Raw genomic sequence first — 25,541 nt, 5'->3', positions numbered from 1 at the left:
GGCCGTGGGGGTCCGGCCGCCGCCGGACCCCCACGGCGGGACCCCACCTGCCGCCGGATCCGTACGGACGGATCGGCGACCGGGGGTCAGCCCGCGCGGCGCAGCCGGCCGTTCTCCGTACCGTCCCGGCCGAGCAGCACCAACTCGTCGCCGCTGAGCCCGGCCCGCGCGGCACCGGCCAGCCAACTGCCCACCGGAACGTTCTCGCAGCCGATCAGTGTGCTGGCGCCGCTGGTGGCCAGCAGCACCCCGGCCGGCCCCGACGCCCAGCGGCCCGCCTGTCCGTTGCAGCCGTCCGACCCGCGCCACTGTCCACCGGCGGACAGCTCCAGGTACGCGTCGCCGGCCCGCTCCTGTGCCGGCACCCACCGGCCGACCAGGGCGCCCGGTTCGGCGGGGGTGAGATCGGGCGGCAGCGGTGTGCTGGCTGCCAGGGCGCGCCGGTCCTCGTCGGTGACCTTCGGCGGCCGCAACTGGTCGTCGGCGATGTTCGGGTTCGGTCGCGGCTGCGCGCCGGGTGTCAGGCGGGCCACCGTCCGGCCCTGCCCGTCGGTCAGCAGCGGGCCGTCGCCGGTGAGCCGGAATCCGACCGCCCGGACCAGCCAGTCGGGCGATCCGGGCGTCGGGGCGGCGCAGCCGGATGCCGCGCCGGCGCCCAGCTGCGCCGATCCGCCGGCCAGGACGGTGTCCGTGCCGGCGAGGAACACGCCGACCGGATCCGCGCGCCATGATCCGCCGCGGACGCCGCACGGGGTGATCACCGACAGGTCGTCGGGTGCGAGCCGGAGGATCTGCCCCGGCTCGATCCCGGTCCCGGTCACCGTCCACATCCCGATCAGGTGGACCGGGTCGCCGCCGGGCGAGTCGGTGCCGGCACCGGGGTCGGTGGCCGCAGGCGGAGCGGCGCCCGGCTCCGACCGGTCCGCGCAGCCGGCCAGCAACAGTCCGGCGGCCAGCATCGTCGCCGCCAAGCGGATCCGAGTCATCGGCGTTGTCCCTCCTCGTCCGGCGCGGCCGGTGCCGCTGTCCGATCTGACGGAATCGGGTGGGCGGCCGGTTCCATCCGGGGCCGATTTCGACGAAATCGATCACTCTTGGTAATCCGACTACTTCGGATGGTCATATTTACGCCGATTGGGTGTCCGTGATCCGGGTTGGGTCTGGTGGTTGATCCGCTGATCCGGGGAAGATCTCGCCATGCGGGCTGCGGAACTCGTCAACATGTGGCGTCGCACCATCAAGGGCGACGCGAAATCCTGGGTTCTTTTTGGACACGGCACCTGTGTGCTGCTGCCGGATCCCGAACCCGATGCCGATCTGGCCGCCACGGCCATCGAAGTCCTCCGGGTGCACGGCCCGCTGCGGGCCGGCTCACCGGCCGGCGACTTCGGCACGATCCCCCTGGAACCCGGGCCGGGCTGGGTGGTCTGGTACCAGCACGGCGACATCATGACCTATGTGGACGCCGCGGAGGTCAAGGACACCGACGACGTCGCGGTCGGCCTCTGGGGCCGGAGCAAACGCGACTGGGACGCGCACGAACTCGAAGTGATCCATGTGGAGGATCGCCGGACACGCTGACGGGTGGTCGTGCCGGGCCGGTGCCAGCCGCGCCCGGCACGACCACCCCCGACACCCGGGCCGGGCGCCGGGCGGCTCAGGGCAGGTCGGCCGAGGCCCGGTCCAGGTCGGCCAGCAGCACACGCCGGGTGGACGACGCCAACTTCCCGTCCCGGTACAGATCGTCGATCTCTTCCCGGAGGTCGCCCACCTCCTTCTTGATGTCCTTCGGATCGCCGTCCGCCCGCTCCTGTTCGAGGTCGTCGACCCTCTTGAGCAGGTCCTGGCCAACCTTGCGGTCCAGCAGCCGGCTCGCGACATCCCAGGCGATCGTGGCCCGCATGTGCGCGATCGGATCGACCAGCCGCGGATCGGTCGGTCCGGCCGATGCCGCAGCGTCGGTGGCCGGCGGCACGGACCACGTACCCGCGGGCGGGGTGGCCGGGGCGCCCGTCGGCGCCGGCACGGCGATCGCCGGGGACCCGCCGGACCCGGCAGTGGCGCCGACCGACGGGGTCGCCGTGCCGCCCGGCAAGTTGAGGACCCGGTCGCGCACGCCGGGTGCCAGCGCGGCCAGCCCGACGCCGAGCACGATCAGCGCCACGCCACCGAGCACCAGGCGGCCCCGGCCGGGCCGGGCCGCCACCCGGGCCGGGTACGCCGCCGGAGCGGACCGGGTCTCCTCCAGCGCGGGTGCGGGCGGGGCCGGGGTGGCCGTACCGATCCAGGGGGCCGCACCCGCCGCGGGCCGGGGCAGCGCCGTCGTCGGCGCGGACATCCGCGCCGGCGCCGGCGGTTGGGCCAGCGTCGTCGACCCGCCGGCAGCGGGTACGCCCGAAAGCCGCGCCCGCACCGTGGCGGCGTCGGCGGGACGCTCGGCGGGTGACTTGGCGAGCAGGTCCGCGACCAGCCGGTCCAGTTCGGCGGGTACGTCCGGTCGGCGGCTGCGGACCGGTGCGGGCCGCTCGGTGAGCTGCCGGTGCACGATCCCGATCGCGTTCTCCCCCTGGAACGGCGGCGTCCCGGCGAGCATGGCGTACAGGGTGCAGCCGAGACCGTACAGATCCGTCCGCCCGTCCACCGGGTCGCCTGTCACCTGCTCCGGGGCCATGTACTTGGCGCTGCCGAGGGCGACCGCGCTGCCGGTCAGATCGGCCTCGCCGTCGGCCTGCTCCAGCCGGGCCAGGCCGAAGTCGCAGATCTTGACCAGGCCGGTGGGCGTGACGATCAGGTTCGCCGGCTTGATGTCCCGGTGCACCACCCCGGCCGCGTGCGCGGCGGCCAACCCGTCGCAGACCTGGGTGGCGATCGAGACCGCCGTGCCGATGGGCAGGGGTCCGCGAGCCACGATCGAGGCCAGGCTGCGCCCCTCGACCAGCTCCATCACCAGGTACGGCGTCTCGTCGCCGGTGCCGACGTCGTAGACGGCCACGATGTTCGGATGGGTGAGCCGGGCCACGGTCCGGGCCTCCCGGCCGAACCGCTGCACCGCCGTCGGGTCGGCCAGACCCGGACCGGTCAGCTCCTTGATCGCGACCGGTCGATCCAGCCGCAGGTCGCGGCCGCGCCACACGGTACCCATGCCGCCGCTGCCCAGCAGCTCGTCGGCCCGGTACCGACCGTCCAGGATCCGCTCATTCATGATGTGCGCGAACGTACCCGGTGCCGACCACCACCGCGACACCCCACGGCGCCCGCCGGCTCGGCGGCGGTCGATCCGGTCCGACCGCGCGCGCCGACAAATCGCCCGGCCGCCGCCCACCGCACGCGTCCGAGCAGCGGGATGTCATGATCCCGTAATGATCGAAACGCTGCCACTGGCGCCGGCGGTTGTCCGGCCGCTGCGCACCTTCGCCGACGGCGACTTCGAGATGAGCACCATGTCCGGCGTGGCCGCCACGCTTGGCGCACCCAGCCCGGCGTCCGACGAGCGACTGGCCTGCTTCGACCTGCCGGGGGACCTGGTCCTGCAACTCGCCGCGGCCGACGACCGCGGCGAGCGGGTCGGCGCGGCCGTCGTGCCGCTCTGCGGCTGGGACCCGGGTACCGGTGGGGAACTCTCCGGACACGCCGAGCGCAGCGAGTACGACGCGCACTACGACGCGGCGCTGGACATCATCCGCTCGGCCGTCGGCGCACCGGACCACGACGGCATCGACAACGGGTCCTTCCCGCTCCGCTGGGCGGTGTGGCTGGGCCGCACCGGGCTGATGGCCCTGCAACAGAGCCACTACGACGACTGCCCGGACATCAACGTCTGGGTACGTCCCCGCCCGGCTGACGGCTTCGCGCCCACGCAGCCGTTCGCCGAGTGGCTCATCACGGCGCCATGACCGACGAGGGGACCCGATACACCGTGGAACCGGAATTCGTGGCCGGGCCGGGGCGCACGCTGGGCCGGAGAACCTTCGACTTCTCCCGCCAGGTGGCCGTGATGGCGATCGTCAACCGGACCCCGGACTCGTTCCACGACCAGGGACGGACGTACGCGCGCTGGACGCCGCCGTCCGGGCGGCCGACGCGGCGCTGGCCGCCGGGGCGGACTGGCTCGACTTCGGCGGCGTACCCTTCGCGCCCGGACCGGAGGTCACCGAGGCCGCGGAACTGGACCGGGTGGTCCCGCTGATCGAGGCGGTACGGGCCAGCACCGACGCGGTGATCTCGGTCGAGACGTACCGGCCGGCGGTGGCCCGGGCCGCGTTCGCCGCCGGCGCCGACGTGCTGAACAACACCAGCGGCCTGCACGACCTGGAACTCGCCGACGCGGTCGCCGAGGCCGGCGCCGGGCTCGTCATCACGCACAGCCTCGCCGGCCCCCGTACCCCGTTCCCCTGCCCGGCGTACGACGACGTCGTGGCCGAGGTCGGCGCCTTCCTGCTGGGCCGGGTGACGGCCGCGGTGGGCCGGGGCGTACCGGCCGAACGGATCGTCATCGACCCGGGCCACGACCTCAACAAGAACACCCGGCACTCGCTGGAGCTGACCCGGCGACTGCACGAGATCACCACGCTGGGCTACCCGGTGCTGGCGGCCGTCTCGAACAAGGACTTCATCGGGGAGACCCTGGACCGGCCGCAGGACGCGCGGCTGGAGGGAACGCTGGCCACCCTCGCGGTCTGCATCCTCCAGGGCGCCCGCATCGTCCGGGTGCACGACGTCGCCCCGGCGGTGGCGGCGGTGCGGATGGTGGAGGGCATCCTGGGCTGGCGGCAGCCCGCCTACGAGCAGCACAACACCCCACTGCACGTCGACCGCCACCAACCCGGCGGCCGGTAACCCCGGCGAGACCCGCTGGATCACCAGCCTCACCGGGGCGAGTCAGAATCGGATCGGGGCCGCCGCATGTTGGCGCACAACGTCCGTGCGCGACGCTGCTCGACCTGGATGTGCACCCGCACGTCCATCATGAGGGTGCTCCGGCACGCCGAGGTGTCGGCGACGATGGATATCTATTCGCAGGCGTCCTCGGGTGCCATTCGCGACACCCTCAATTGCCTGGGCGAGAGCCCGCGGTGACCCGCTGCTGTACTCCGCTGCTGCTGGAAAGCATCAGAGGGCACATCCGTCGATAGGATGTGCCCTCTGAATCTCTGTCGGGGTGGCGGGATTTGAACCCACGACCTCTTCGTCCCGAACTGGCGGCACGCCGGTCGGATCGGGTGTCATCCGAGGTCATGCGGTGTGCTGGGGTCGGCTCGGCTCGGGTCGGGTTCGGCGGGTGGGGTTGCTGTACTTCGCTGCTGTACTGCTCGTCGACGAGGAACCGCCCGAAGTGGGCGCGTCGCTGTAGCCAGTGCTGGCGGTCGTCGCAGGGGTGGGGCCGGCCGCACCGGCACAGGCTCAGGGCCGATTCGGCATGCTTGGTCAGCAGGATGTCCGCGTGAGCAACCTGTGCCCTGGCGTACTCACGGAAGGCCGCCGAGGTGTAAAGGGCTCCCACCGGTCACCGTCCCGGCCTGGGGGTGTGGCGGCGGCGCCAGAGGGCTTCGGCGACGGCGTCCACGGGATCGATGTCCCCGGCCGCCAGGCGCTCGCGTGTGACGGCGATCCAGGGCGGTGAAGCGGGGGTGGCCTGACCGCAGGCGGTGCGCATTCCCTGCTGTGCGAGCCGGGCCAGCCGGCAGGGGTCCCGTTGGTTCTCGTGCCAGCAGCCGGCGACCACGCAGAAGCCGAAGCTGTCGGGTCGGTGGGCCTCCCAGAGGGCGCGGGCCAGCCGCCACAGCAGGCGGTGCTGGCATTCAGCGGGCGGTTCCACGGGCGGGTTGTCGACATCGAAGGACATGCGCCGACCATCCCCGCCGGCGGCGGCCGGTTCCATGGCCAGCGGTCATGTCACGGTGACATGGGACGGCTCGACCAGCGCGAACGGTCGCCCTAGGCTGTCGACCTGAACACCTTGAGTAGTCGGAACGCGACGCTGGGAGCTGCCGTGTTGCCCGATCCGCTGCGCATACCCGGGGATGCGTGGTCGCACGGCGAGGTGCTTGCCGTCCTGGCCGCCCGCGACATCGGCGGGCTGTTCCGCTGGATCACGAGTCTCACCGGGGCGAGTCAGAGCCGGATCGGCGCCGCCGTCGGGCTGGAACAGGGCTACGTCAGCCGGATCATGGCCGGACGCAAGGTCACCTCGATCGACGTCCTCGAACGGATCGCCGACGGCTGCCGGATGCCCGACCAGGCGCGTACCACGATGGGCCTGGCACCCCGACAGGCCACACCACCAACCGACCCCGGTCGGCGCGTTCCCAGCGAGCCGCCGTTGCAGCGGACCTGGCGCGACGACGTACGCAGTGCCGCAGAGCTTTGGCGAGGTGACGTGAACCGTCGAGACGTGCTCCGGCAGGTGGCCTTCAGCTCCGCCGGCTACACCCTGCCGGCGCTGCGTTGGTTCACCGCCCCCGACCCGGCCCCGGTCACCCAGCCCGGCCGCAACACGGTCGGTCAACCCGCGATTGACACCATCCGGGCGATGACCGCGATCTACCGCCAACTCGACAACCAGTACGGCGGTGGGCACGCCCGCGACACCGTCGCCCGGTACCTCCACCAGGAGGTGACCCCACTACTCACCGACGGCCGGTACGACCACGCCACCGGGCAACGGCTGCTCAGCGCCGCCGCCGAACTGGCCCAACTCGCCGGCTGGCAGGCGTACGACACCGCCGAGCACGGCATCGCCCAGCGGTACCTGACCCTTGCCCTGGACTTCGCCCATGCTGCCGGAGACGACGGCCTCGGCGCGGAGATCCTCGCCGCGATGAGCCACCAGGCCACCTACCTCGGCCACACCGCCACCGGCCTCGACCTCGCCCGCGCCGCCGGCCAGACCGCGCGCCGCGCCGGGGTTCCCGTCCTGACTGCCGAAGCCCATGTCATGGAAGCCCACGCCCTGGCCAAGGCCAACGACGAACGGGCCTGCGCCGCCGCCCTGCACCAGGCAGAACAGGCCCTCGACCGGGCCGACCGCAGCACCGACCCGCAATGGCTCAGCTACTTCGACGAGGCATACCTGTCGGCCAAGTTCGGCCACTGCTTCCACGCCCTCGGCCGCAACACCCACGCCGAACGCTTCGCCGCCCGCTCCCTGCGGATGGACAACCGCTACGTACGCGGCAAAGCCTTCAACCTCGCCCTGCTCGCCAACGTCCACGCCCAGCAGGGCGAACCCGACCGGGCCTGCGCCATCGGCGCGGAAGCCCTGACCCTGACCGCCCAGCTACGTTCTGCCAGAGCCGTCCGCTACCTCCGCGACCTGCAAGCCCAACTCGCCCCGCACCGGCGGCTGCCCGCCGTCCGACACTTCACCGGCCGCGTCGACGCCACCCTCGGCCGGCGGCGCTGACCATCACAGTTCCCCGCGTGCCCTCCGCGCGACCAGCTCCAGCACCGCAATCACTGTGCCGGCACCGACGATCTCCCCCGGGCCACCAGCCCGTACGCCTCGTCGAGCGGGATCCAGGCGACCTGCTCTGCTTCGTTCACGTCCACGGGTGCGCCGATGTGCTCAGCCTGCCGGGCCAGGAAGAGAAGGTTCTCGGCGTCGGCAGTGCCGACCCACGGTTGGAAGGACAGCAACGGCTCGACCTCCTGGGGCCGCCAGCCGGTCTCCTCCTCGACCTCCCGCACGGCGCACTGCGCCGGGTGCTCGTCGTCGTCGACGTAGCCGCCGGGCAGCTCCCACACCCACCGGTCGAACACGAACCGGTGCCGCCGCATCAACAGCAGACGCTCTTGGTCGTCGAGCACGGCGAGCATGGCCGACCGGGGAGCCCGGATCACGTACTGCTCGAACCGAACCCCGTCGGGCAACTCCACCTCGGCGATACTCAGCCGCGCTCGGCGGGTGTCGTCCACCACCCGCTCGCCGTGGATGGTCCACCGGGTCAACTCCGTCGCCTGCTCCTCCACCACCCCGCCAGTATCCGCGCCGAACCCTCACCACGCGTCGTGGACAACGCCTCCCGGACGCACTGCTCGTGCCGCCACCCAGACGACGACGTCCAACACCGACCCCCGGCGGGGGGATGCGGTCCCAAGCTGTCGGCATCTGTCAGCTGGTAGCAGTCCGCATCGAGAAGCTGGAGCCAAGCCTCGTAGGATGACGCTCCGGATCAACGCGCATCGAGGCGCGCGCTGCCTCCTTGCTGCCTCACGCCTGACGTTCCCCGACAGCTACAGCGTCGCGGGCGGAGGAGCGGCCCTACTGGCCGGTAGGCCCTCAGCATGCGGACGGTAGTGATTGCAGCTCGGGACCCGTACACCCCCGAGGGGAACCTATAGTTCCAAGGATGTAATTTATAGGATCAAGCCGGATCCTATAAATCTGGGACGGAGATTGTAAGGTTTGGCGAAGGCGCTCAGCATCGCCTCGTCCGGTCGGAGGCAAGCGTGGACATCGAAGCGTTCAGGAAGTCACCGATGGGTGAACTTCGGCCCATCTCTGGACATGACGCCTACCTCGGACAAGACTACAAGCACTTCGCGTTCATGCCCTACCCGCTACCACCGAGCATCCCACTCTCTGAGCGGACGTACAGCCGGGTGGCCGAGGCGAGCATGGCAGTCGGGCGTCTTGACTTCGCCGTCCAGCGACTACCGAACCCATCCCTCTTGGTGCGACCCGCCCTCCGGCGTGAAGCTCAGAGCACCTCTGCACTTGAAGGAACCTACGCCCCGCTTGACGAAGTCCTTGAGGCAGACTACCTCGACGAAGCTCAACAGAGCGCCGAGCTTCGCGAGGTCATGAACTATGTCCGAGCAGCGGAGCGCGGGCTTCGACTTATCAACAAGAAGCCGATTTGCCTCAGCTTGATAGCAGAACTGCAAGAGATCCTAGTTCGAGGAACGCGGGGCGGCGGTTACGATGCCGGACGACTTCGCGAAAGACACGTTTATATTGGCGAGCGGCATCTCGGAATTGAGCTATCACGTTTTGTGCCTCCACTTTGGGGCGAAGATTTAATCCAAAGGGTCAGCGACTGGGAAAAGTGGATAAACGCCGAAGACGATATCCCGATCCTCGTTAAGGTCGCCGTGGGCCACTATCAGTTTGAAACACTTCACCCCTTCAGTGACGGAAACGGCCGAATGGGGAGGCTGGTAGTCACTCTACAGCTAGTAGAGGCGAAGTCGTTGAGCTATCCGGTACTAAACCTGTCGCCCTGGCTTAAGGAGCGAGAGAATCAATACAAGGATGAGATGCTGCAGGTCAGCATTACAGGCGACTTCAACTCGTGGGTAACCTTCTTTTGTGACGGGATTCTGGCACAAGCTAACAATGCCGTAAAGAAGATTGAAGACCTTCTCGCGGCACGGGCCGAGATGATGGAGACGCTTCGCAAGAAAAAGGTGCGAGGCGTAGTCCTCGACATTGCAGATTCTCTCATCGGGTACCCGTACATTACGGTATCTCGGGCCGCCGAACTCCATAAGGTGACGTACCCCCCCGCGAACAGCGCCATCGGCAAGCTAGTTGAGATGGGAATCTTGCAGGAAGTGACCGGCGAACGGTACGGGAGGATGTTCGTGGCGCCAAAGATTAGGGCAATCCTTACGTCCCGATAGCCGTAGCGAACAGGAGACGGGTCCTCCCTCTGCGCGACCACCTCGCCCGCCTCATCGACGCCTGCTGGCGACTCGGCCGCCCCACCCGGCACCACGTCACCCGGACAGCCGGGAAGACCGAAGACCGTCAAGGCGACCTTGACACCACACCCAACGTCTACGCCGGGCTGCGCCGCTGGGCGCACATGCTCGGCTACGGCGGCCACTTCCTCACCAAGGCCTGCCGCTACTCGGTCATCTTCGGCCAGCTCCGCGACACCCGCGCCGCCTACCGCCGCACCGAGCACGCCGACACGGTTGACAGCGACGACACGGCCGGCACGGTCACCGTGGGCACGCTGGCCTTCGTCGGCTCCGGCTGGCTCACCGACGGCGACGCCCTGCTCGCCAACACCGCCGCCGCCCAACGCCGCGAACGCCACCGCATCGGCCGCGAAGAACTCGCCCACGAGGCGTGGTCGGGGGTGGCGGCATGATCCAGCACCTCACCCCACGTTGGTACTGGCCCGCCGAGGTCGCCGTGCTGTTCGGCTTCGGCCTGTCCAAGGTCAAGATGAAGATCGCCACCCTCGGCGACTACCTGACCTACTGGCACCGGGAGGTCGTGCGCCCCAACCTCGCGCCGCTGACCTGCGCCACCTACGAGACGATCCTCCGGCTGTACGTGATCCCCGGCCTCGGCGGGAAGCGGCTCGACCGGCTCCAGGTGCGCGACGTACAGACCTGGGTCAACGAGGTGGCCCGCACCTGCCAGTGCTGCGCCCAGGGCAAGGACGCCCGCCGCCCCGAACTCAGACGGCGCTGCTGCGCGCTCGGCCGGTGCTGCGGCGACGTGCCGTCCGCCCGCACCGTCAAGGACGTCCGGGGCGTGCTGCGCTCCGCACTCAACCACGCCGCCACCGAGGAACTGGTCACCCGCAACGCCGCCGCCCTGGTCAAGCTCCCACCGGTCCGCCGCCGCCGGGGCCGGGCGTGGACCAGCGACGAGGCGCGTCGGTTCCTGGAGTCCGCGCGGGCCGACCGCGACCCGTTGTACGCCGCGTACGTGCTGATCCTGGTGCTCGGCCTGCGTAAGGGCGAGGTGCTCGGCCTCACCGGGGACGCCGTCGACCTGGCGGCGGGGGAGCTGTCGATCGGCTGGCAGTTGCAGCGGGTCGGCGGGCAACTGCTGCACCGGGAGACCAAAACGCAGACCTCGGACGCCATCCTCCCGCTGCCGGACATCTGCGCGGCAGCACTCGACCTCCGTCAGCAGGCGAGGAAGGCCGACCGCGACGAGGCGGGCATCGCCTGGCAGGGCTCGCCGCTGCTGTTCACCACCCGCTACGGAACCCCGGTGGAGCCGCGCAACTTCAACCGTTCCTGGGACGCCCGCTGCGCCCGCGCCGGAGTTCGGAAGATCACCGTGCACGACGCCCGGCGTACCTGCGCGACCCTGCTCGTCGACCTGGACGTGCACCCGCGCGTCATCATGCAGGTGCTCCGGCACGCCGAGGTGTCGGTGACGATGGAGATCTATTCGCGGGGCGTCCTCGGATGCCACCCGCGACGCGCTCAAGCGCCTGGGCGAGAGCCTGCGCTGACCGCTGCCGTACTCCACTGCTGCACATAGCGCTAGAGGGCACGTCCGTCGATAGGACGTGCCCTCTGATCTCTGTCGGGGTGGCGGGATTTGAACCCACGACCTCTTCGTCCCGAACGAAGCGCGCTGCCAAGCTGCGCTACACCCCGGTTGCCGTGCCGGGCAATAGTAGCTCACGCCCACCGACGGTCAAACCGGGTACCCCCGGCGGGGGCACCTCCCGGGTGTCAGCAGGGGATCAGCGTGAGCAGCGAAGCCTCGGGTGGGCAGGCGAACCGGACCGGCGCGGTGGGGTGGGTGCCCAGCCCGGCGGAGACGTGCAGCCAGGCGTCCGAGCCGGGCCAGCGGTGCAGACCGCGGGCCATCGAGCGGGGAAGATCACAGTTGGTGGTGAGCGCACCGTAGAAGGGCACGCAGACCTGGCCGCCGTGGGTGTGCCCGGCGAGCAGCAGCGCCAACCCGTCCTCGGCCATCGCGTCCAGTACCCGCGACTCGGGCGAGTGGGTGACGCCGATCGACAGGGCCGCCTCGGGCGCGACCCGCCCCGCGACGGACTCGTAGTCGTCCCGGCTCACGTGCGGGTCGTCCACCCCGACCAGTTCGATCAGCCGGCCGCCGGCCTTGATAGAGGTCCGGGCGTTGTTCAGGTCGGTCCAGCCGGCATTGACCAGCACGTCCCGGAGGTCCTCGTACGGCAGCTCGACGCCGTGCCGGTACCCCTCCTCGCCCCGGCGCGGCACGACGTACCGCAGTGGGTTCTTCCACACCGGCCCGGTGTAGTCGTTGGAGCCGAAGACGAAGGCGCCGGGGACGTCCAGCAGCGGCTGCAACGCCCGCAGCACCCCGGGCACCGAGCGCGGGTCGGCCATGTTGTCCCCGGTGACCACCACCAGGTCGGGGTCGGTGGCCGCGAGCGAGGCGACCCACGCCTGCTTGCGTCGCTGGCCCGGCATCATGTGCAGGTCGGACAGGTGCAGAATGCGCAGCGGTTCCGCGTCGGCGTCCAGCACCGGTACGTCGTACCGCCGGAGGGTGAACCGATTCCGCTCGATCAACGATGCGTATCCGAGGGTGGCGGCTCCGGCCACCGCGAGTCCGCCGGCCAGCCGCAGTACCGTGCGCTTTTCCATGCCTTCCAGAGTAGTTTGGGCGTCCATGAGCGCGTTGAAGGACCGGCTGACCACCGACATGCGTACCAGTCTCAAGGCCCGTGACGAGGTGACCACCTCGACCCTGCGGATGGCGCTGGCCGCCGTCGGGAACGCCGAGGTCGCGGGGGCGCAGAAGCGGGACCTCACGGACGATGAGGTGATGGCGGTGCTGACCAGGGAGGCCAAGAAGCGCCGGGAGGCGGCCACCGCCTTCGCCGAGGCGGGGCGGGCCGAGCAGGCGGCCAGGGAACGCGCCGAGGGCGAGGTGCTGGACCGCTACCTGCCGAAGCAGCTCGACGATGCGGAGCTGACCGAACTGGTCGCGGGGGCGCTGTCGGCCGGTGGGTTCAGCGGCCGTGCACAGATGGGCCCGGCCATGAAGGCGGCCCAGGCCGCGGTGGCCGGCCGGGCCGAGGGAGGCCGGGTGGCCGCCGAGGTACGTCGTCAGCTCGGCGCCTGAGGCTCGCGGGTGGTGCCCGGAGGGGCATGACGCGGCGACGGCTGACGAAAGTGGCCCCCTCCGGATGCGCTGCATCGGAGGGGGCCACTTCGTGTCGTCAGTTGCGGGGTCTGGGTGTGCTCGGTGGTGACGGGGCCTGCCCGTTACCGGGGCCGTTTCCGTTCCCCGGGCCGTTCCCGTCTCCGTTTCCGGAGCCGCCGCCGTCATCCGCCGGCTTGTTGTCCTTGCCGTTGCTGACCTGGATGATCACCTGGGCGCCCTCCGGCGCCTTGCCGTCCGGGTTGGTGCCCGCCGCGCTGCCGGCGGGGCAGCTTGAGTCCACCCGCCCGTCGCCGGTGCGGACCTCGAATCCGGCGTCCTTGAGCTTGGCGCGGGCGTTGTCGAGCGAATAGCAGCGCACCGACGGGATGGTCTTCTCGTCGCCCTGCACCATCTTGCTGCTGCTGCCCGGCCCCGGGAAGTCGATGGCGGGTTTGCCCTTCATGGCGTCCCGTAGGGCCTCGTAGACGGCCGGGTTCACGCCACCCTTGCCCTCGTGCTTCATCCGCTCGGTGGTCTGCGGCCAGTCCGGGTCGGCGAGGATGCCGGCGAAGGAGTACTGCTTGGTCATCGCCACCAGCGCGGCGGTCTTGTCCTGGTCGGTGGTGCCGGTCTTGCCGGCCACCGGCTTGCCGACCACCCGGTGCACGGCCGAGGCCGTGGCGCCGACGCACTTGGAGGTGGACGAGCGGTCCCCGACCGGGCAGCGGGCGGCGTCCAGCGCGGCCCGGGCCACGTCGGTCTTGAGCACCTTCTTGCAGCGGGGGTTGGCCACGTCCAGGTTGTTGCCGTCCTGGTCGGTGATCTTCTCGACCGGGATCGGCTCGCAGTAGGTGCCGTCCGCCGCGACCGTCGCGTACGCGTTGGCCAGGTCCAGTGGCGTGGTCGCCGAGACGCCCAGGGTGAACGCCCCCCAGCTCTCGGCGTTGGCCGCCAGGTACGCGTCGGAGTTGGTGTCGCTCAGCTTCCCGGTGAACTTGATGCCGAGGCGCTTGGCCACCTCGACGGCCTTCTCCGCGCCGACCGCCTGCTCCAGCGGGACGAAGTAGGTGTTCACCGACCTGCCGAAGGCGCCCCACATGGTGTACCGGCCGGCCTCGTTCGGCGCCGCGTTGCCGGGGCAGTAGAAGTGCGTGCCGGGGCAGGCGGCGGGGCTGTTCTTCTGGATCACATAGTCCGACTTGAAGATGTTCGGCGCGTTGTACGAGTAGTTGAGCGAGTAGCCGTTCTCCAACGCCGCGATCATCGTGAACATCTTGAAGGTCGACCCGGCCTGGTAGCCGTGGATGTCGCCGCCGCCGGTGAGCAGCGGGTTCGTGGTGTTCGGATACGTACCGCGGATCCCGAGCCTGCGCTTGGCCGGGTCGGTGGAGAGCTTGTTCTGTGGCTTGTCGGGATTGTCCAGCTTGTAGTTGCGGTTGGTGGCCAGCGCCCGCACCCGGCCGCTGCCCGGCTCGACGGCGGCCACCATGAGGGCCTCCTTCTTGCCGGTCGGCACGGAGCGTTCCACGCCGTCCTTGGCGCCCTGCTGAGCCTGCAGGTCCAGGCTGGTCACGATGCGGTAGCCGCCGGTCTTGAGCCGCCGCTCCCGGTCGTACGCGGTCGCCCCGAAGGTCTCCTGGGACAACCACCAGCGGTAGAAGTAGTCGCAGAAGAAGCCCCACTGGTTCTTGTTGGCGGCCACGCAGCCGTTCGGGGTGGGCTTGCCCTTGACCGTGAGCTTGGCGGCCTTCGCCTTCTCTGCCTGCTCGGGGGTGATCGCGCCGATCTCCTGCATGTTGGCGATCACGTAGTTGCGCCGGTCCAGCGCCTTCGGGTACTTCTCGGGGTCGGTCGGGTCGAAGCCGTCCGGGGCCTTGACCATGCCGGCGAGCATGGCGGCCTCCTCGATCTTCAGGTCCTTGGGCTTCTTGCCGAAGTAGACCTGGCTGGCGGCGTACACCCCGTACGCGCCGTTGCCGAACGGCGCGATGTTCAGGTAGCGCTCCAGCACGCCGTCCTTGCCCAACTCCTTGTCGATCTGCATGGCGTAGCGCATTTCCTTGAGCTTGCGCGCCGTGGTGTCCTCGGTCGCCGCCACCACGTCCCGGGGCCGGCTCGCCGAGTAGGAGATGGCCATCCGGACGTACTGCATGGTGAGGGTGGAGGCGCCCTGCTGCTGCGTCCCGGCGTTGCTGTTGTTCACGAAGGCGCGGACCACGCCCTTCATGTCGACGCCGTTGTGCTGGTAGAAGTTGTGGTCCTCGGCCGCCACGATGGCCTGCCGCATGATCAGCGGGATGTCCTTGATCGGAATGTCCCGGCGGTTCTCGTCGAACATCGTCGCCAGCACGGTCTTGCCGTCCGAGGCGTACAGGTAGCTGATCTGCGGCGCTCGTTTGACGGTCAGTTCCGTCGGGAGCTTGTCGAAGGTCTCGGCCGCGGCCTTCGCTGCGAGGCCGGACATCGCCACGGCGGGGAAGGCGGCGGCGGCCACGACGACCCCGGCGAGGAGGCCGCAGATCAGCAGCGACGCGGCATTGGTCAGCGGGTTGTGATCACGCTTGCGCAACCAAGTCACCCCGACAGGGTACGGGAAAGCACAACGAAGTCCCGCGCGGCGTACTTTCCCCATTTCCTGCCGGCGCCGGTCTCGTTGTGCTAGACGCATGGCCCCTGACGTGCGGACATGGGCGCACCGGCGCCAAGTCTCCACCATGCCAGCGGCTTTCGCGGCGTTTTCCCGGAACGTCACCGGGTAGACGCCGACCCGCAGACACCGCGGACGTCTGGAGTGTCCGGATTGATGGATTTGGCCGACAACGTTGCGTAATCACCCGACTACAGAGCATGATGGTCGAGCGAGGGAAATCGCATGCCGTGTGTCGTGCCCGGGGGTCGGGGACGGCAGACGACCGGGGGGTTGGTTGCCGACTGGTTCGGCACGAGTCGGTAGCAACTATGAGGGGGGACGTAGACAGATGGGCATGATGCCGGATTGGCCCACAATGGCGGCGTGTCAGAACGGTGACCCGGACGCGCTGTTCGTACAGGGTGCCGAGCAGAACGTCGCGAAACGGATCTGCCGGAGCTGTCCGGTGCGGTACGAGTGTCTCGCCGACGCGCTCGACAACCGCATCGAGTTCGGTGTGTGGGGCGGGATGACCGAGCGCGAACGCCGGGCGCTGCTCCGCCGGCACCCCCAGGTGACAAGCTGGCGCAAGATGTTCGAGGCCGCCATGCGGGACCGGGAGAAGACCCTGGTCACGAGCGGCTGATCGCCGTACCGATCGCCCGCAGCCCGTCGACGTCGTGCACGTCGGCGGGCTGCGCCGTCACCGCCACCACCGGCACCGCCGGGAAGTCGTCGGTGAACCGGCGGGCCACCCGGCACTCCCGCTCGGCCTGGTCCAACAGCGCGGCGTGCGACCGCAGCGTCTGCACCGTCCCGTCGTGGCCGCCGAGCCGGGCCAGCCGCTCCGCGGCGGCCGTGCTCTCCGCCGCGCTCGGGTCCGGCGTGGCCGGCAGGTGCACCCGGTTGAGCACGAGGCCCACCAGCGGCATCCGCTCCGCGCGCAGCCGGCCCGCGAAGTAGGCCGCCTCCCGGACCGCGTCCGGCTCCGGCGCCGCGACCAGCAGGAACGCCGTCTCCCCGGCCTGCAGGATCCGGTACGTCTGTTCCGCGCGCTGCCGGAATCCGCCGAACATCGAGTCCAGCGCCGCCACGAAGCCGGACAGATCAGTGAGCAACTGGGTGCCGAGCACCTTCTGCACCGCCTTCGAGAACATCCCGAACGAGGCGGTGACCAGGTTGAACATGCTGCGCCCGCCACCACGGGCCGGGGCCAGCAGCAGGCGCAGCATCCGGCCGTCGAGGAACCGGGAGAGCCGGGCCGGCGCGTCCAGGAAGTCCAGCGCGGACCGGGACGGCGGGGTGTCCACCACGATCAGGTCCCAGTCGCCGCGGGCGTGCAGCTGACCCAGCTTCTCCATCGCCATGTACTCCTGCGTACCGGCGAAGGTGGAACTCATCGCCTGGTAGAAGGGGTTCGCGAAGATCTCGGCGGCCTTCGCCGGGTCGGTGTGCTGGGACACCACGTCGTCGAAGGTGCGCTTCATGTCCAGCATCATGGCGTGCAGTTCGCCGCCGGAGCCGACGTCGATGCCCTTCACCTGGCGGGGGGTGTTGTCCAACTCGGTCAAACCGAGCGACTGGGCCAACCGGCGGGCCGGGTCGATGGTCAGTACGACCGTGCGCCGGCCATGGTGCTCGGCGGCGCGCAGTGCCAGCGCGGCGGCCGTGGTCGTCTTGCCCACCCCGCCGGAGCCGCAGCACACCACGATCCTGATGCCGGGGTCGGCGAGGATCTCGTCGACATCCAGCGGCGGCGCGGCATCGGCTTCGGGCACGATCCGAGCGTATCGGGGGACCGCTGCTCCGGCCGCCCGGTGTGCCGGACAGCCGTGGTTCACTCCGCCGCCGCCAGGACCGCGGCCAGGGTGTCCAGGCCGGCCCGGTCGATCCCGTCCGGTATCACCGGCAACTCCAGCAACGGCCGCCCCAGCTCGATCAGATCCGCCCGCAGCGACGCCTCCAGCGAGCGGCGGACGAGATCGTCCCGGGCCTCCGCGTAGAGACCGGTGACCACCGAGCGGTCGGCCGGCAGCCCGGCCGCGACCAGCCCGCGGCGTAGCTCGGCCTGGCTCACCCGGCCGGTCGTGCCCGCCTCCATCGGCGTGCGGGCCGCGTTCACGATCACCCGGCCGAGGGCGATCCCCAGCCCGTCCAGCTCGCCGATCGCGTCGATGGTCTCCTGGACCGGCATCTCCTCCAGCAGCGTCACCACGTGCACGGCCGTGATGGGCGAGCGCAGCAGCGCGGCCACGCCCTCACTCTGGGTCTTGATCGGTCCGACCTTCGCCAGCCGCGCGGCCTCCGCGGTCACGTTGAGGAATCGCCCGATGCGCCCGGTGGGCGGGGCGTCCAGCACCACGGCGTCGTACGCCCGGCGGTTGCCCACCGTCCGGGTGGTCGCCTCCTTGACCTTGCCGGTGAGCAGGACGTCGCGCAGCCCCGGCGCGATGGTGGTGGCGAAGTCGATGGCGCCGAACTTGCGCAGCGCCTTACCGGCCGCGCTCAGCCGGTAGAACATGTCGAGGTATTCGAGCAGCGCCTCTTCGGGGTCCACGGCCAGCGCCCGGACCTCGCCGCCGCCGGCAACGGTGGCGATCCGGCGCTCCTCGTACGGCAGGTGCCCCAGACCGAACAGCCCGGCGATGCCCTGCCGTCCCTCAACCTCGACCAGCAGGGTCCGGCGCCCGTCCGCGGCGAGCGCCAGCGCCAGCGCGGCGGCCACGCTGGTCTTCCCGGTCCCGCCCTTGCCGGTCACGACGTGCAGCCGGGCCGGCCAGGACTCGGCCACCGGCCCGACCGACTCGGTTGCAGATCCCACGTAGTGAGCCTAACCAGCGGGACGCGTCCCGGGCCGCCGGCCGGTCAGGCGACCTCGCACACCCACCAGCCGGCCTGGTCCACGACGGTGAGGGTGAGCTGCTGCTCCGCGAAGCGCTCGTCTCCGGTGATCATCGTCAGCCTGGTGGTCACCACGGCCCGCTCGCTGTTCTGGTCGGCGACGACCGGCGGGGTCCACCGGAAGCGGGGATTCGGGTACGTCGTGCCGTAGCCCTCGATCTCCTCGATCTTCTTTGTGATCTTCGCCTTGTCCCGGGCCGCCGGGCAGACCAGGGCGGCCGCCTCGGTCACGTCGCGGTCGAGGTAGACCGCCCGGAGGAAGCCGTCCGTGGCGGCCACCGGGTCGGGCGCCCCGTCGCCGTCGCCGCCGCGCAGCAGCAGGAACGCCGTCAGGCCACCGCCGCCGCAGAGCAGCAGTACGACGCCGAGCACGACCGACGCGATGAGCAGGTGGCGCCGTTTGCCCGGCGGTGGTGCGCCGGCCGGGAGAGTGGCGGGCGACGCCGGGGTGCCGGGGTGGGCCGGGACGCCAGAGTGGGCCGGGGCGTAGGCCGGCGGCCCGTACGGCGGATAACCCGGCGGGGTGGGGAAGCCGGTCTCGCCGAACTCCACCGTCCCGCGCTCGTCCGGCTCCGGCGGACCGGGCTTGTCCGGCGCCGGTCCGGTGGCGCCGGGCCAGCGTGCCGGCGTGCCGGCCGGGACCGGCGGTTGCGGTTCGGCCGCGGCGCTCGGCGGGGCGTCGGGGCCGGGATCGCCGGCGGCGGCCGAGCCACCGGGAGCGGGAGAGCCGGGCGCCGTCGGGGCGACGGGGTCGGCCGGAGAGCGCTCGCCGGGGGCCGGTCCGTCCGGGCCGCGCGGTTCAGTCATGGTTCTCCCCCGGGGGGCGTCGCGTTGGTCCCCGGTGGCGCCGAGGGACCGGGTGTTCGTCGGAATCGCGAACTGTCATCCGCGTTCCGCTGAGCGTAGTCGGCCGGGCGCCGGTCCCGCGTCGTGGCGCGGATGAATTGAAACCCGTCGTGACAACTAGTCACGGCGTGAGCGCGCCCTGTTGTTATCCCCTGGTCGGCTGCCTAGAGTTCGGCTAGGCCGCGGTTCGCCGGCCGAGGGAGGCGACCAATGCGGAATGACTTCGACAACTCCGGGCGGGCCCACTTCCGGCCGCGGCCCCGCGCGTCGCGCGGTTCCGCCGGCGCCGGGCGAGAGGCCGGGACCGGGGACGCCGAGGCCGACGCCGGTCATCCGGTCGCGCGGCGCAACGAGCGGCGCTACCTGCGGGTGAACGATCCGACCGGCGCGCAACCCCAGGATGTCTCACCCGGGCTGCGCCGGGGCGCCGACCATGAGGAGGCACCGGGGTACGTGATCCACCTGCCGGTCCGCGTCTGCACGGCGGCCTCGGCGGTGGACCTCGCGTACACGGTCGCCGCGGTGCTGGCCGCGCTCCCCGAGGTCGACCCGGGCGAGACCACCGTCTCCACCGTCGACGACCAGAACAACCGGCGCCGCGTCTTCTGCGACCTGCCGCTGCCCGACCGCACCCGCTGTTCGCGGCCGTTCGCCCACCCGGGAGCCTGCGGCGGGGCGGAGCCGGGGCTGCGGCACTGACCCCGGCGCCCGCGCGATCCCCGGCGGCGCGGCGCACCCCAGCCCACGGTTTCGCCGCCTGGCCGTCGGCCGGAACTCCTGCCGGGTAGGGCGGGCGCCACGATCACGACGACGGCGACTTGGCTTACAGTGGGTCGCGTCGAGATGCCTTCTCGGCTGTGCCCCGGGGCGTTGCGGCGCCGCCGGGGCTCTTCGTAGAAGGGTTTTCCCGTAATGCAGAAGTGGGAGTACGCCACCGTCCCGCTGCTGGTCCACGCGACCAAGCAGATCCTCGACAACTGGGGTGAGGACGGTTGGGAACTGGTGTCCGTGGTGCCGGGCCCGAATCCCGAGCAACTGGTCGCGTACCTGAAGCGGCCCAAGGCATGAGCGCGGAGGCCGCCGACCGGCCCGATCCGCGGGGCCGGCTCGCCGAGTTGGGGCTCGACCTTCCGCAGGTCGTCCCGCCGCTGGCCGCGTACGTGCCCGCGGTGCAGTCCGGGCGGCACGTCTACGTCTCCGGGCAGCTCCCGTTGGTGGACGGGCAGCTTCCGGTGACCGGCAAGGTGGGTGCCGAGGTCCCGCCGGAGCAGGCCAAGGACCTGGCCCGGCAGTGCGCGCTGAACGCCCTCGCGGCGGTCGACGGCCTGGTCGGGCTGGAGCGGATCGCCAAGATCGTGAAGGTGACCGGGTTCGTCGCCTCGGCCGCCGGGTTCACCGGCCAGCCGTCGGTGATCAACGGCGCCTCCGAGCTGTTCGGCGAGGTCCTCGGCGAGGCCGGCCGGCACGCGCGGAGCGCGGTCGGGGTGGCCGAGCTGCCCATGAACGCCCCGGTCGAGGTCGAGGTCATCGTCGAGATCAGCTGAGCCCGGCGGAGGCGGGCACAGCCCTGCCGTCGCCGACCGGGCGCACCCGGACGGTGGCCGCGCCGGGAGTTGTCATCCGCGGGTCGTACCATCGCAGCCATGACCGGGCACGTGACCGCGCCGGCGGCGGCGCTGGCCGAGGCGTTGCCGGGTTGGGTGACCCTGCTGCGGGCGCCCAACCCGGGCCCGATGACGCTTGACGGCACCAACACCTGGGTGCTGCGCGCGGCGGCGGGCGAGCCCGCGGTGGTGGTGGATCCGGGGCCGCTCGACGAGGGCCACCTTGCGGCCATCGCGGCGCAGGCACCGGTCGGCCTGGTGCTGATCACCCATGGCCATCACGACCACACCGAGGGCGTTCCCCGACTGCGGGAGCTGCTCGACGGCGTACCGGTGCTGGCCGCCGACCCGGCGCACACCAACGGCGGCTCGCCGCTGACCACGCCCGGTGCGCGGCTCGGCGGGTTCGGCTTCGGGATCGACCTGGTCGTCACGCCCGGCCACACGGCCGACTCGGTCTGCTTCCTGGTGCGTCCGGTGGGCGATCCGGCCCCGGCGCCGGCCCGAGACGTCCGGCCCACCCCCTCGACCCCGGACGTCGCGCTGTTCAGCGGGGACACGATCCTGGGCCGCGGCACCACCGTCGTCGCCCACCCGGACGGGGACCTCGGCGCCTACCTGGCCAGCCTGGAACTGCTCGGCGGCTACGACGGGGTGCCGGTGCTGCCGGGACACGGGCCGGCGCTGGCCGACTGCGCCGCGGCGGCCCGGTTCTACCTGGCGCACCGGCTGGCCCGGCTGGACCAGGTCCGGCAGGCCGTGGCCGGCGGCGCGCGTACCCCCGAGCAGGTGGTCGAGGTGGTCTACGCCGACGTCGACCGCTCCCTCTGGTGGGCGGCCGGCTGGTCCGTCCGGGCCCAACTGGATTACCTGGAACGGGGCGGCCGGGAATCAGCGGAGCCGGCCCGCGGGTTGGATACAGCGTGACCTGCCCGGTGTGTGGAACCGTCGCCGTGCCCGGCGCCCGGTTCTGCCACAACTGCGGCGCGGCACTGCCGGCTGCGGCCACCCTGCCGGCGACCGAGCGACGGGTGGTGACGGTCCTCTTCGGCGACCTGTCCGATTTCACCTCCTGGTCCGAGGACCTGGATCCCGAGCGGGTCGGGGCGGTCACCGACCGGGTGCTCGCGGCGCTCGCGGGTGCGGTGAAGACCTTCGGCGGCCACGTCGACAAGCTGACCGGCGACGGGATCATGGCCGTCTTCGGTGCCCCGGTCGCGCACGAGGACGACGCCGAGCGGGCCGTGCGGGCGGCCCTGTCGATGCAGCGTGCGGTCCGCCGGGTGCTCGACGACGAGCAGGGCGGCGGCGCCCCGCTGGGCCTGCGGGTGGGGCTGAACACCGGTCAGGTCGTCGCCGGGATGCAGGCCGCCCTCGAATACACGGTCATCGGCGACACCGTGAACACCGCCGCGCGGCTGGCCGACGCCGCGGCCATCGGCGCCGTGTACGCCGGAGCCACCACCTCGGCCGCCACCCGGCACGTCGCGTCCTGGCGACGGCTGCGCCCGCTGCGGCTGAAGGGCAAGCGGGCACCGGTCGAGGCGTACGAGCTGCTGGGTCTGCTCGACGCGCCGGGCACCCGGTCGGGCCTCGGCGACGAGGCGCCGTTCGTGGGCCGGGAGACCGAGCTGGGCCGGATCGCCGGGCGGATCGCCGAGGTGATCGACCGCGGCCAGCCCCGGGTGCTGCTGATGACCGCCGAGGCGGGCATCGGCAAGACCCGGTTCGCCGCGGAGGTCGAGCGGCTGGCCGCCGGGTACGCCGTGGGCCCGGGCCGGTTCGCCGCGCACACCGGCGCCCGGGTGCTGTCGGTGCACTGTGCGGCGTTCGGCGAGCGTCGCCGGCTGGCCCCGCTGGCCGACCTGGTCCGGGCCGTGATCGGCCTGCCGACCGACTCCGCCAGCGCGGTCGCCCGGCCGGTGGTGGAGGAACGGCTGCGCCGGCTCGGGCAGCGGCTGGCCCGGCTCCGGCCGGATCCGCCGCCGGTGGCGGTGGACCTGCTGCTCGGTCTGCTCGGCTACCCCGAATCGCCGTCCGTGGGAGCCACCTCCGGCGAGCCCTCGGAGTGGTCCGCCCGCGGCCCGGTGCCGGACGCGGAGGCGGTGCCGGCCGCCGTGGCCGAGCTGCTCAGTGCCATGGCGGTGGAGAGCCCGCTGGTGATGATCGTGGACGATCTGCACGACGCCACCCCGGAGACGCTCGACGCGCTCGGCGTGACGCTGTCCCGGCTCAGCGGTTCGGTGCTGGTGCTGCTGCTGGGCCGGCCCGAGCTGGTCCGCACGGCCGGCGCCTTCACCCGGGTCGCCGACGCCGAGGTGTATCCGCTGCCGCCGCTGCGCGGCGCGAACGCCGCCCGCCTGCTCACCAGCTACCTGGAGGGCGGCCGGCTGCCGCAGTCCGACGCCGACCGGCTGCTCGCCACCGCCCAGGGAAACCCCTACTACCTGGCCGAACTCGTCACGCTGCTGATCGAGCGGGGCGCGCTCACCACGGTGCTCGACCGGGAGGACGGCGCCTCGCCGGGCGCGGCTACCGGTTGGCGGCTGGCACCCGGATCACTGGGCAGCCGGCTGCTGTCCCGGGACCTGGCCGCGGTGCTCGCGGCCCGCATCGACGCACTGCCCGCGGAGGCCCGCTCGGTGCTGCGCGACGCGGCCGTGGTGGGCGACACCGTGCCGGCCGGCACCCTGGAAACGCTGCGCGAACGCCGCACCGGCGGCCGGCCGTCCGCGGTGGCCGGGATCGAGTTCGAGCGTGCGGTGGAGGAACTGCTGCAACGCCGGATGCTGCACCGCAACCGGGAGGGGTTCAACTTCGCCACCCCGCTGCTGCGGGAGGCCGTCTACGCCGGCATCGGCAAGGCGGACCTGGCCGAGCGGCACGCCACGCTGGCCCGGTGGGCCATGCCGGTCGCCGGGTCCGGCCAGCCGCCCCGGCTCGGCGGGATGTCCGAGGCAGCCCGGGACGCCTTCGTGGCCGAACACGTCGAACGGGCCGCGGCGCTGGCCGACGCGGTGCGCCTGCGACCCGACGCGCTGGCCCGCAGCGTGCTGCCGCTCGGCGTGGCGGCGCTGACCCGGCTGGCCCGCCGGCAGCTCGCCGCCGGGGAGCCGGCATTCGCCGTCGAGTACGCCGAGCGGGCGGCGCGGCTCTCCGCCACCGGTCTGGCCAGCAGCGACCGGCTGGTGCACGCTCGGGCCCTGCTCCAGGTCGGCCGGCCGGAGAACGCGCTCGCGTTCGCCGAGAAGATCGGCGCCAACGCCGGTGACGACATCGCCAGCCGGGCCGGCGCGTTGCTGCTGGCCGGGCAGTGCTACCAGGCGCTCGCCGACCCGAACCGGGCCGTGGCGAGCTGGCAGGAGGCGCTGGCCGTGGCTTCCGACGCCGGGCTCGCGCCGCAGCGGGCCTCGGCCATGCGCCGGCTCGGCATGGCCGACTTCGTCAGCGGTCGGTTGAGCGAGGCCAGCAGCCGGTTCGCCGGGGCGTACCAGGTGAACCTGGCGGCCGGGGACCGCCGCGGGCAGGCCTGGTCGTTGCAGAACCTGGCCTGGGTGACCACGACCCGCGGCGACTTCGCCGGCACGGACGCGGTGCTCGGCCGGGCCGCCCGACTCTTCGCCGAGCTGGGCGACCCGGTGGGCCGGGCCTGGATGCGGGGCACCACCGCGTTCGCCCGGCTGCTGGCCGGGCGGCTGCGCGAGGCCCGCCGGCTGGCCCGGGTGTTCCTGCCGTTCGGGGAGCGGGTCGGCGAGTCGTGGGCGGTCGGCACCCTGCGTGCCGTGGAGGCGTTCGCCGCCGCGGAACTCGGCGAGCTGGCCGAGGCCGACCGCGAGGCCCGCCGGGCGTACCGCGACTTCGCGGCCGCCAGCGACGACTGGGGGCGCGGCTTCGCGCTGGTCGTGCGGGGGTGGTCGCCCGCGGGCTGGGCGAGCCGGACCACGCGTACGACCTGCTCAGTCACGCCCTGGAGTACGGCGCGTTGACCAGTCACCCGCTGCTGACCGGGATGGCCGGCACGCTGCGCGGGTTCGTGGCGCTGGACGGCGGTGACCCGCTGGCCGCCGAGCGGGACGCCCGCGCCGTACTGGCCGCCGTGGAACCGCACAATCCGCTGGCCCCGGCCCAGGTGGGGCCGCGGGTACTGCTCGCGATGGCCCGACTCGCCGCGGGCGACCCCGGGGCAGCGGTGGAACTGCTGGAGCCGATCGCCACCGCCGAGGAGGCCCCGGCGCTGCTGTTCTCCCGGCGACAGGCGCTGGCCCGGTACGCCACGACGCTGCTCGCCGTCGGGCGTACCAGCGACGCCGTGGACTGGGCGCGGCGGTCCATCGAGGCGCCGGCCGAGGACGTACGCAGTCATGTCATCGCCGCCGAGGCGCTGGCCGAGACCCTCGCCGCGGCCGGGCTCCGGCAGGAGGCGATGACCGCGGCGGACGATGCGGTGCGGTTGGCGTACGCGACCCAGCAGGCGGGGGAGCGGCCGGGTGCGGACGCCCTGCGGGCCCGGCTCGCCGACCCGCCCGGGGACGTTCCGGTGCTCACCGGCGGTTCGCCGCTGCCGTCCCGGCCGCTGGGCTGAGGTCGCCGCCCGCGCGGCGGACGGCGGCGGATGGCTGCGGCGGATGGCCGCGGCGGATGGCGGCGGATGGCGGCGGGCCAGGGCCGGATGGTCGCGGCGGGCGGAGGTCGCACGGTCCGGGTTGGCGCATCGGCGACCGCC

General features: G+C 72.0%; 18 protein-coding genes, 1 tRNA gene and 5 pseudogenes. 14 read left to right on the top strand and 10 right to left on the bottom strand.

The window, feature by feature from the left end; genetic code table 11:
- Positions 1 to 86 precede the first annotated feature (86 nt).
- Positions 87 to 986, bottom strand: coding sequence for a hypothetical protein (locus tag CIK06_RS27335; protein WP_157756968.1), 900 nt, complete (start codon positions 984 to 986; stop codon positions 87 to 89).
- A 211-nt stretch (positions 987 to 1,197) separates the two neighbouring features.
- Between CIK06_RS27335 and CIK06_RS27330 the strand changes: the two genes are divergently transcribed.
- Positions 1,198 to 1,581 (top strand): hypothetical protein, encoded by a 384-nt coding sequence (locus tag CIK06_RS27330; protein ID WP_095567201.1) that lies wholly within the window; start codon positions 1,198 to 1,200, stop codon positions 1,579 to 1,581.
- 76 nt (positions 1,582 to 1,657) lie between these two features.
- On the opposite strand, the gene CIK06_RS32235 is transcribed toward CIK06_RS27330, so the two are convergent.
- Positions 1,658 to 3,202, bottom strand: a complete 1,545-nt coding sequence (locus CIK06_RS32235) for a protein kinase (RefSeq protein WP_157756967.1) — start codon at positions 3,200 to 3,202, stop codon at positions 1,658 to 1,660.
- A 157-nt stretch (positions 3,203 to 3,359) separates the two neighbouring features.
- Here CIK06_RS32235 and CIK06_RS27320 point away from each other — a divergent pair, with 157 nt between their 5' ends.
- Positions 3,360 to 3,893: a hypothetical protein gene (locus CIK06_RS27320; RefSeq protein ID WP_095567199.1), complete on the top strand. Its 534-nt coding sequence runs from the start codon at positions 3,360 to 3,362 to the stop codon at positions 3,891 to 3,893.
- Positions 3,894 to 3,994: 101 nt separating this feature from the next.
- Positions 3,995 to 4,836, top strand: a pseudogene (gene folP / locus CIK06_RS27315) (dihydropteroate synthase).
- Positions 4,837 to 5,503: 667 nt separating this feature from the next.
- Here the strand turns inward: folP and CIK06_RS27305 are convergent.
- Positions 5,504 to 5,842 carry a hypothetical protein gene (locus CIK06_RS27305; RefSeq protein WP_095568181.1) on the bottom strand — a complete coding sequence of 113 codons (339 nt, stop codon included), beginning with the start codon at positions 5,840 to 5,842 and terminating at the stop codon, positions 5,504 to 5,506.
- Between the two features lie 147 nt (positions 5,843 to 5,989).
- Between CIK06_RS27305 and CIK06_RS27300 the strand changes: the two genes are divergently transcribed.
- Entirely contained in the window at positions 5,990 to 7,402 is a 1,413-nt protein-coding gene (locus CIK06_RS27300; protein ID WP_095567198.1) for a helix-turn-helix domain-containing protein, read from the top strand.
- Positions 7,403 to 7,405: 3 nt separating this feature from the next.
- Here CIK06_RS27300 and CIK06_RS27295 read toward each other — a convergent pair.
- Positions 7,406 to 7,971 (bottom strand): annotated as a pseudogene (locus CIK06_RS27295) (NUDIX hydrolase).
- Between the two features lie 477 nt (positions 7,972 to 8,448).
- Here CIK06_RS27295 and CIK06_RS27290 point away from each other — a divergent pair.
- The 3 genes and pseudogenes from CIK06_RS27290 to CIK06_RS27280 all read left to right on the top strand — a co-directional run.
- Positions 8,449 to 9,624, top strand: a complete 1,176-nt coding sequence (locus tag CIK06_RS27290; RefSeq protein ID WP_095567197.1) for a Fic family protein — start codon at positions 8,449 to 8,451, stop codon at positions 9,622 to 9,624.
- Between the two features lie 26 nt (positions 9,625 to 9,650).
- Positions 9,651 to 10,100 (top strand): annotated as a pseudogene (locus CIK06_RS27285) (replication initiator); the annotation flags it as partial.
- Between the two features lie 71 nt (positions 10,101 to 10,171).
- Positions 10,172 to 11,207: pseudogene (locus CIK06_RS27280) on the top strand (tyrosine-type recombinase/integrase); the annotation flags it as partial.
- 74 nt (positions 11,208 to 11,281) lie between these two features.
- Here the strand turns inward: CIK06_RS27280 and CIK06_RS27275 are convergent.
- Positions 11,282 to 11,355, bottom strand: a tRNA-Pro gene (locus tag CIK06_RS27275).
- Positions 11,356 to 11,433: 78 nt separating this feature from the next.
- Entirely contained in the window at positions 11,434 to 12,336 is a 903-nt protein-coding gene (locus tag CIK06_RS27270) for a metallophosphoesterase (RefSeq protein WP_095567195.1), read from the bottom strand.
- A gap of 25 nt (positions 12,337 to 12,361) precedes the next feature.
- Between CIK06_RS27270 and CIK06_RS27265 the strand changes: the two genes are divergently transcribed.
- Complete coding sequence (locus tag CIK06_RS27265) at positions 12,362 to 12,817, top strand: GatB/YqeY domain-containing protein (RefSeq protein WP_095567194.1); 456 nt, start codon at positions 12,362 to 12,364, stop codon at positions 12,815 to 12,817.
- Between the two features lie 97 nt (positions 12,818 to 12,914).
- Here the strand turns inward: CIK06_RS27265 and CIK06_RS27260 are convergent, their stop codons facing one another.
- The gene (locus CIK06_RS27260) at positions 12,915 to 15,407 is read right to left on the bottom strand and encodes a transglycosylase domain-containing protein (RefSeq protein WP_095567193.1); all 2,493 of its coding nucleotides are present in this window, start codon (positions 15,405 to 15,407) and stop codon (positions 12,915 to 12,917) included.
- Positions 15,408 to 15,816: 409 nt separating this feature from the next.
- Here CIK06_RS27260 and CIK06_RS27255 point away from each other — a divergent pair, with 409 nt between their 5' ends.
- Positions 15,817 to 16,113 carry a WhiB family transcriptional regulator gene (locus CIK06_RS27255; RefSeq protein ID WP_095567192.1) on the top strand — a complete coding sequence of 99 codons (297 nt, stop codon included), beginning with the start codon at positions 15,817 to 15,819 and terminating at the stop codon, positions 16,111 to 16,113.
- On the opposite strand, the gene CIK06_RS27250 is transcribed toward CIK06_RS27255, so the two are convergent.
- The 3 genes from CIK06_RS27250 to CIK06_RS30340 are packed head-to-tail and all read right to left on the bottom strand — an operon-like array spanning position 16,100 to position 19,175.
- Positions 16,100 to 17,245, bottom strand: a complete 1,146-nt coding sequence (locus CIK06_RS27250; protein WP_095567191.1) for an ArsA-related P-loop ATPase — start codon at positions 17,243 to 17,245, stop codon at positions 16,100 to 16,102. The genes CIK06_RS27255 and CIK06_RS27250 overlap by 14 nt on opposite strands.
- Before the next feature lie 59 nt (positions 17,246 to 17,304).
- On the bottom strand, positions 17,305 to 18,288 hold the full coding sequence (locus CIK06_RS27245) for an ArsA-related P-loop ATPase (protein WP_095567190.1): 984 nt from the start codon (positions 18,286 to 18,288) through the stop codon (positions 17,305 to 17,307).
- 44 nt (positions 18,289 to 18,332) lie between these two features.
- Positions 18,333 to 19,175 carry a hypothetical protein gene (locus tag CIK06_RS30340; protein ID WP_198348029.1) on the bottom strand — a complete coding sequence of 281 codons (843 nt, stop codon included), beginning with the start codon at positions 19,173 to 19,175 and terminating at the stop codon, positions 18,333 to 18,335.
- 249 nt (positions 19,176 to 19,424) lie between these two features.
- Between CIK06_RS30340 and CIK06_RS27235 the strand changes: the two genes are divergently transcribed.
- The 5 genes and pseudogenes from CIK06_RS27235 (at position 19,425) to CIK06_RS27215 (ending at position 25,400) form a co-directional block, all read left to right on the top strand.
- Positions 19,425 to 19,913, top strand: coding sequence for a hypothetical protein (locus tag CIK06_RS27235; protein WP_095567189.1), 489 nt, complete (start codon positions 19,425 to 19,427; stop codon positions 19,911 to 19,913).
- 213 nt (positions 19,914 to 20,126) lie between these two features.
- Positions 20,127 to 20,282, top strand: a complete 156-nt coding sequence (locus tag CIK06_RS27230; RefSeq protein ID WP_013736319.1) for a DUF4177 domain-containing protein — start codon at positions 20,127 to 20,129, stop codon at positions 20,280 to 20,282.
- Entirely contained in the window at positions 20,279 to 20,758 is a 480-nt protein-coding gene (locus tag CIK06_RS27225; RefSeq protein WP_095567188.1) for a RidA family protein, read from the top strand. The genes CIK06_RS27230 and CIK06_RS27225 overlap by 4 nt, the downstream gene beginning before the upstream one ends.
- A 99-nt stretch (positions 20,759 to 20,857) precedes the next feature.
- Positions 20,858 to 21,745, top strand: coding sequence for an MBL fold metallo-hydrolase (locus CIK06_RS27220; protein ID WP_095567187.1), 888 nt, complete (start codon positions 20,858 to 20,860; stop codon positions 21,743 to 21,745).
- Positions 21,742 to 25,400, top strand: a pseudogene (locus tag CIK06_RS27215) (adenylate/guanylate cyclase domain-containing protein). Before CIK06_RS27220 ends, CIK06_RS27215 begins: the two are co-directional and overlap by 4 nt.
- Positions 25,401 to 25,541: the final 141 nt, after the last annotated feature.

This window comes from Plantactinospora sp. KBS50, from assembly GCF_002285795.1.
Taxonomy (GTDB): Bacteria; Actinomycetota; Actinomycetes; order Mycobacteriales; family Micromonosporaceae; genus KBS50.
This window is presented reverse-complemented; position numbering and strand designations above follow the sequence as displayed.

Coding starts and splice junctions, on each gene's coding strand:
- CIK06_RS27335 (WP_157756968.1), bottom strand. CDS start 986: ATGACTCGGATCCGCTTGGCGGCGACGATGCTGGCCGCCGGACTGTTG.
- CIK06_RS27330 (WP_095567201.1), top strand. CDS start 1,198: ATGCGGGCTGCGGAACTCGTCAACATGTGGCGTCGCACCATCAAGGGC.
- CIK06_RS32235 (WP_157756967.1), bottom strand. CDS start 3,202: ATGAATGAGCGGATCCTGGACGGTCGGTACCGGGCCGACGAGCTGCTG.
- CIK06_RS27320 (WP_095567199.1), top strand. CDS start 3,360: ATGATCGAAACGCTGCCACTGGCGCCGGCGGTTGTCCGGCCGCTGCGC.
- CIK06_RS27305 (WP_095568181.1), bottom strand. CDS start 5,842: ATGTCCTTCGATGTCGACAACCCGCCCGTGGAACCGCCCGCTGAATGC.
- CIK06_RS27270 (WP_095567195.1), bottom strand. CDS start 12,336: ATGGAAAAGCGCACGGTACTGCGGCTGGCCGGCGGACTCGCGGTGGCC.
- CIK06_RS27265 (WP_095567194.1), top strand. CDS start 12,362: ATGAGCGCGTTGAAGGACCGGCTGACCACCGACATGCGTACCAGTCTC.
- CIK06_RS27255 (WP_095567192.1), top strand. CDS start 15,817: ATGGGCATGATGCCGGATTGGCCCACAATGGCGGCGTGTCAGAACGGT.
- CIK06_RS30340 (WP_198348029.1), bottom strand. CDS start 19,175: ATGACTGAACCGCGCGGCCCGGACGGACCGGCCCCCGGCGAGCGCTCT.
- CIK06_RS27235 (WP_095567189.1), top strand. CDS start 19,425: ATGCGGAATGACTTCGACAACTCCGGGCGGGCCCACTTCCGGCCGCGG.
- CIK06_RS27230 (WP_013736319.1), top strand. CDS start 20,127: ATGCAGAAGTGGGAGTACGCCACCGTCCCGCTGCTGGTCCACGCGACC.
- CIK06_RS27225 (WP_095567188.1), top strand. CDS start 20,279: ATGAGCGCGGAGGCCGCCGACCGGCCCGATCCGCGGGGCCGGCTCGCC.
- CIK06_RS27220 (WP_095567187.1), top strand. CDS start 20,858: ATGACCGGGCACGTGACCGCGCCGGCGGCGGCGCTGGCCGAGGCGTTG.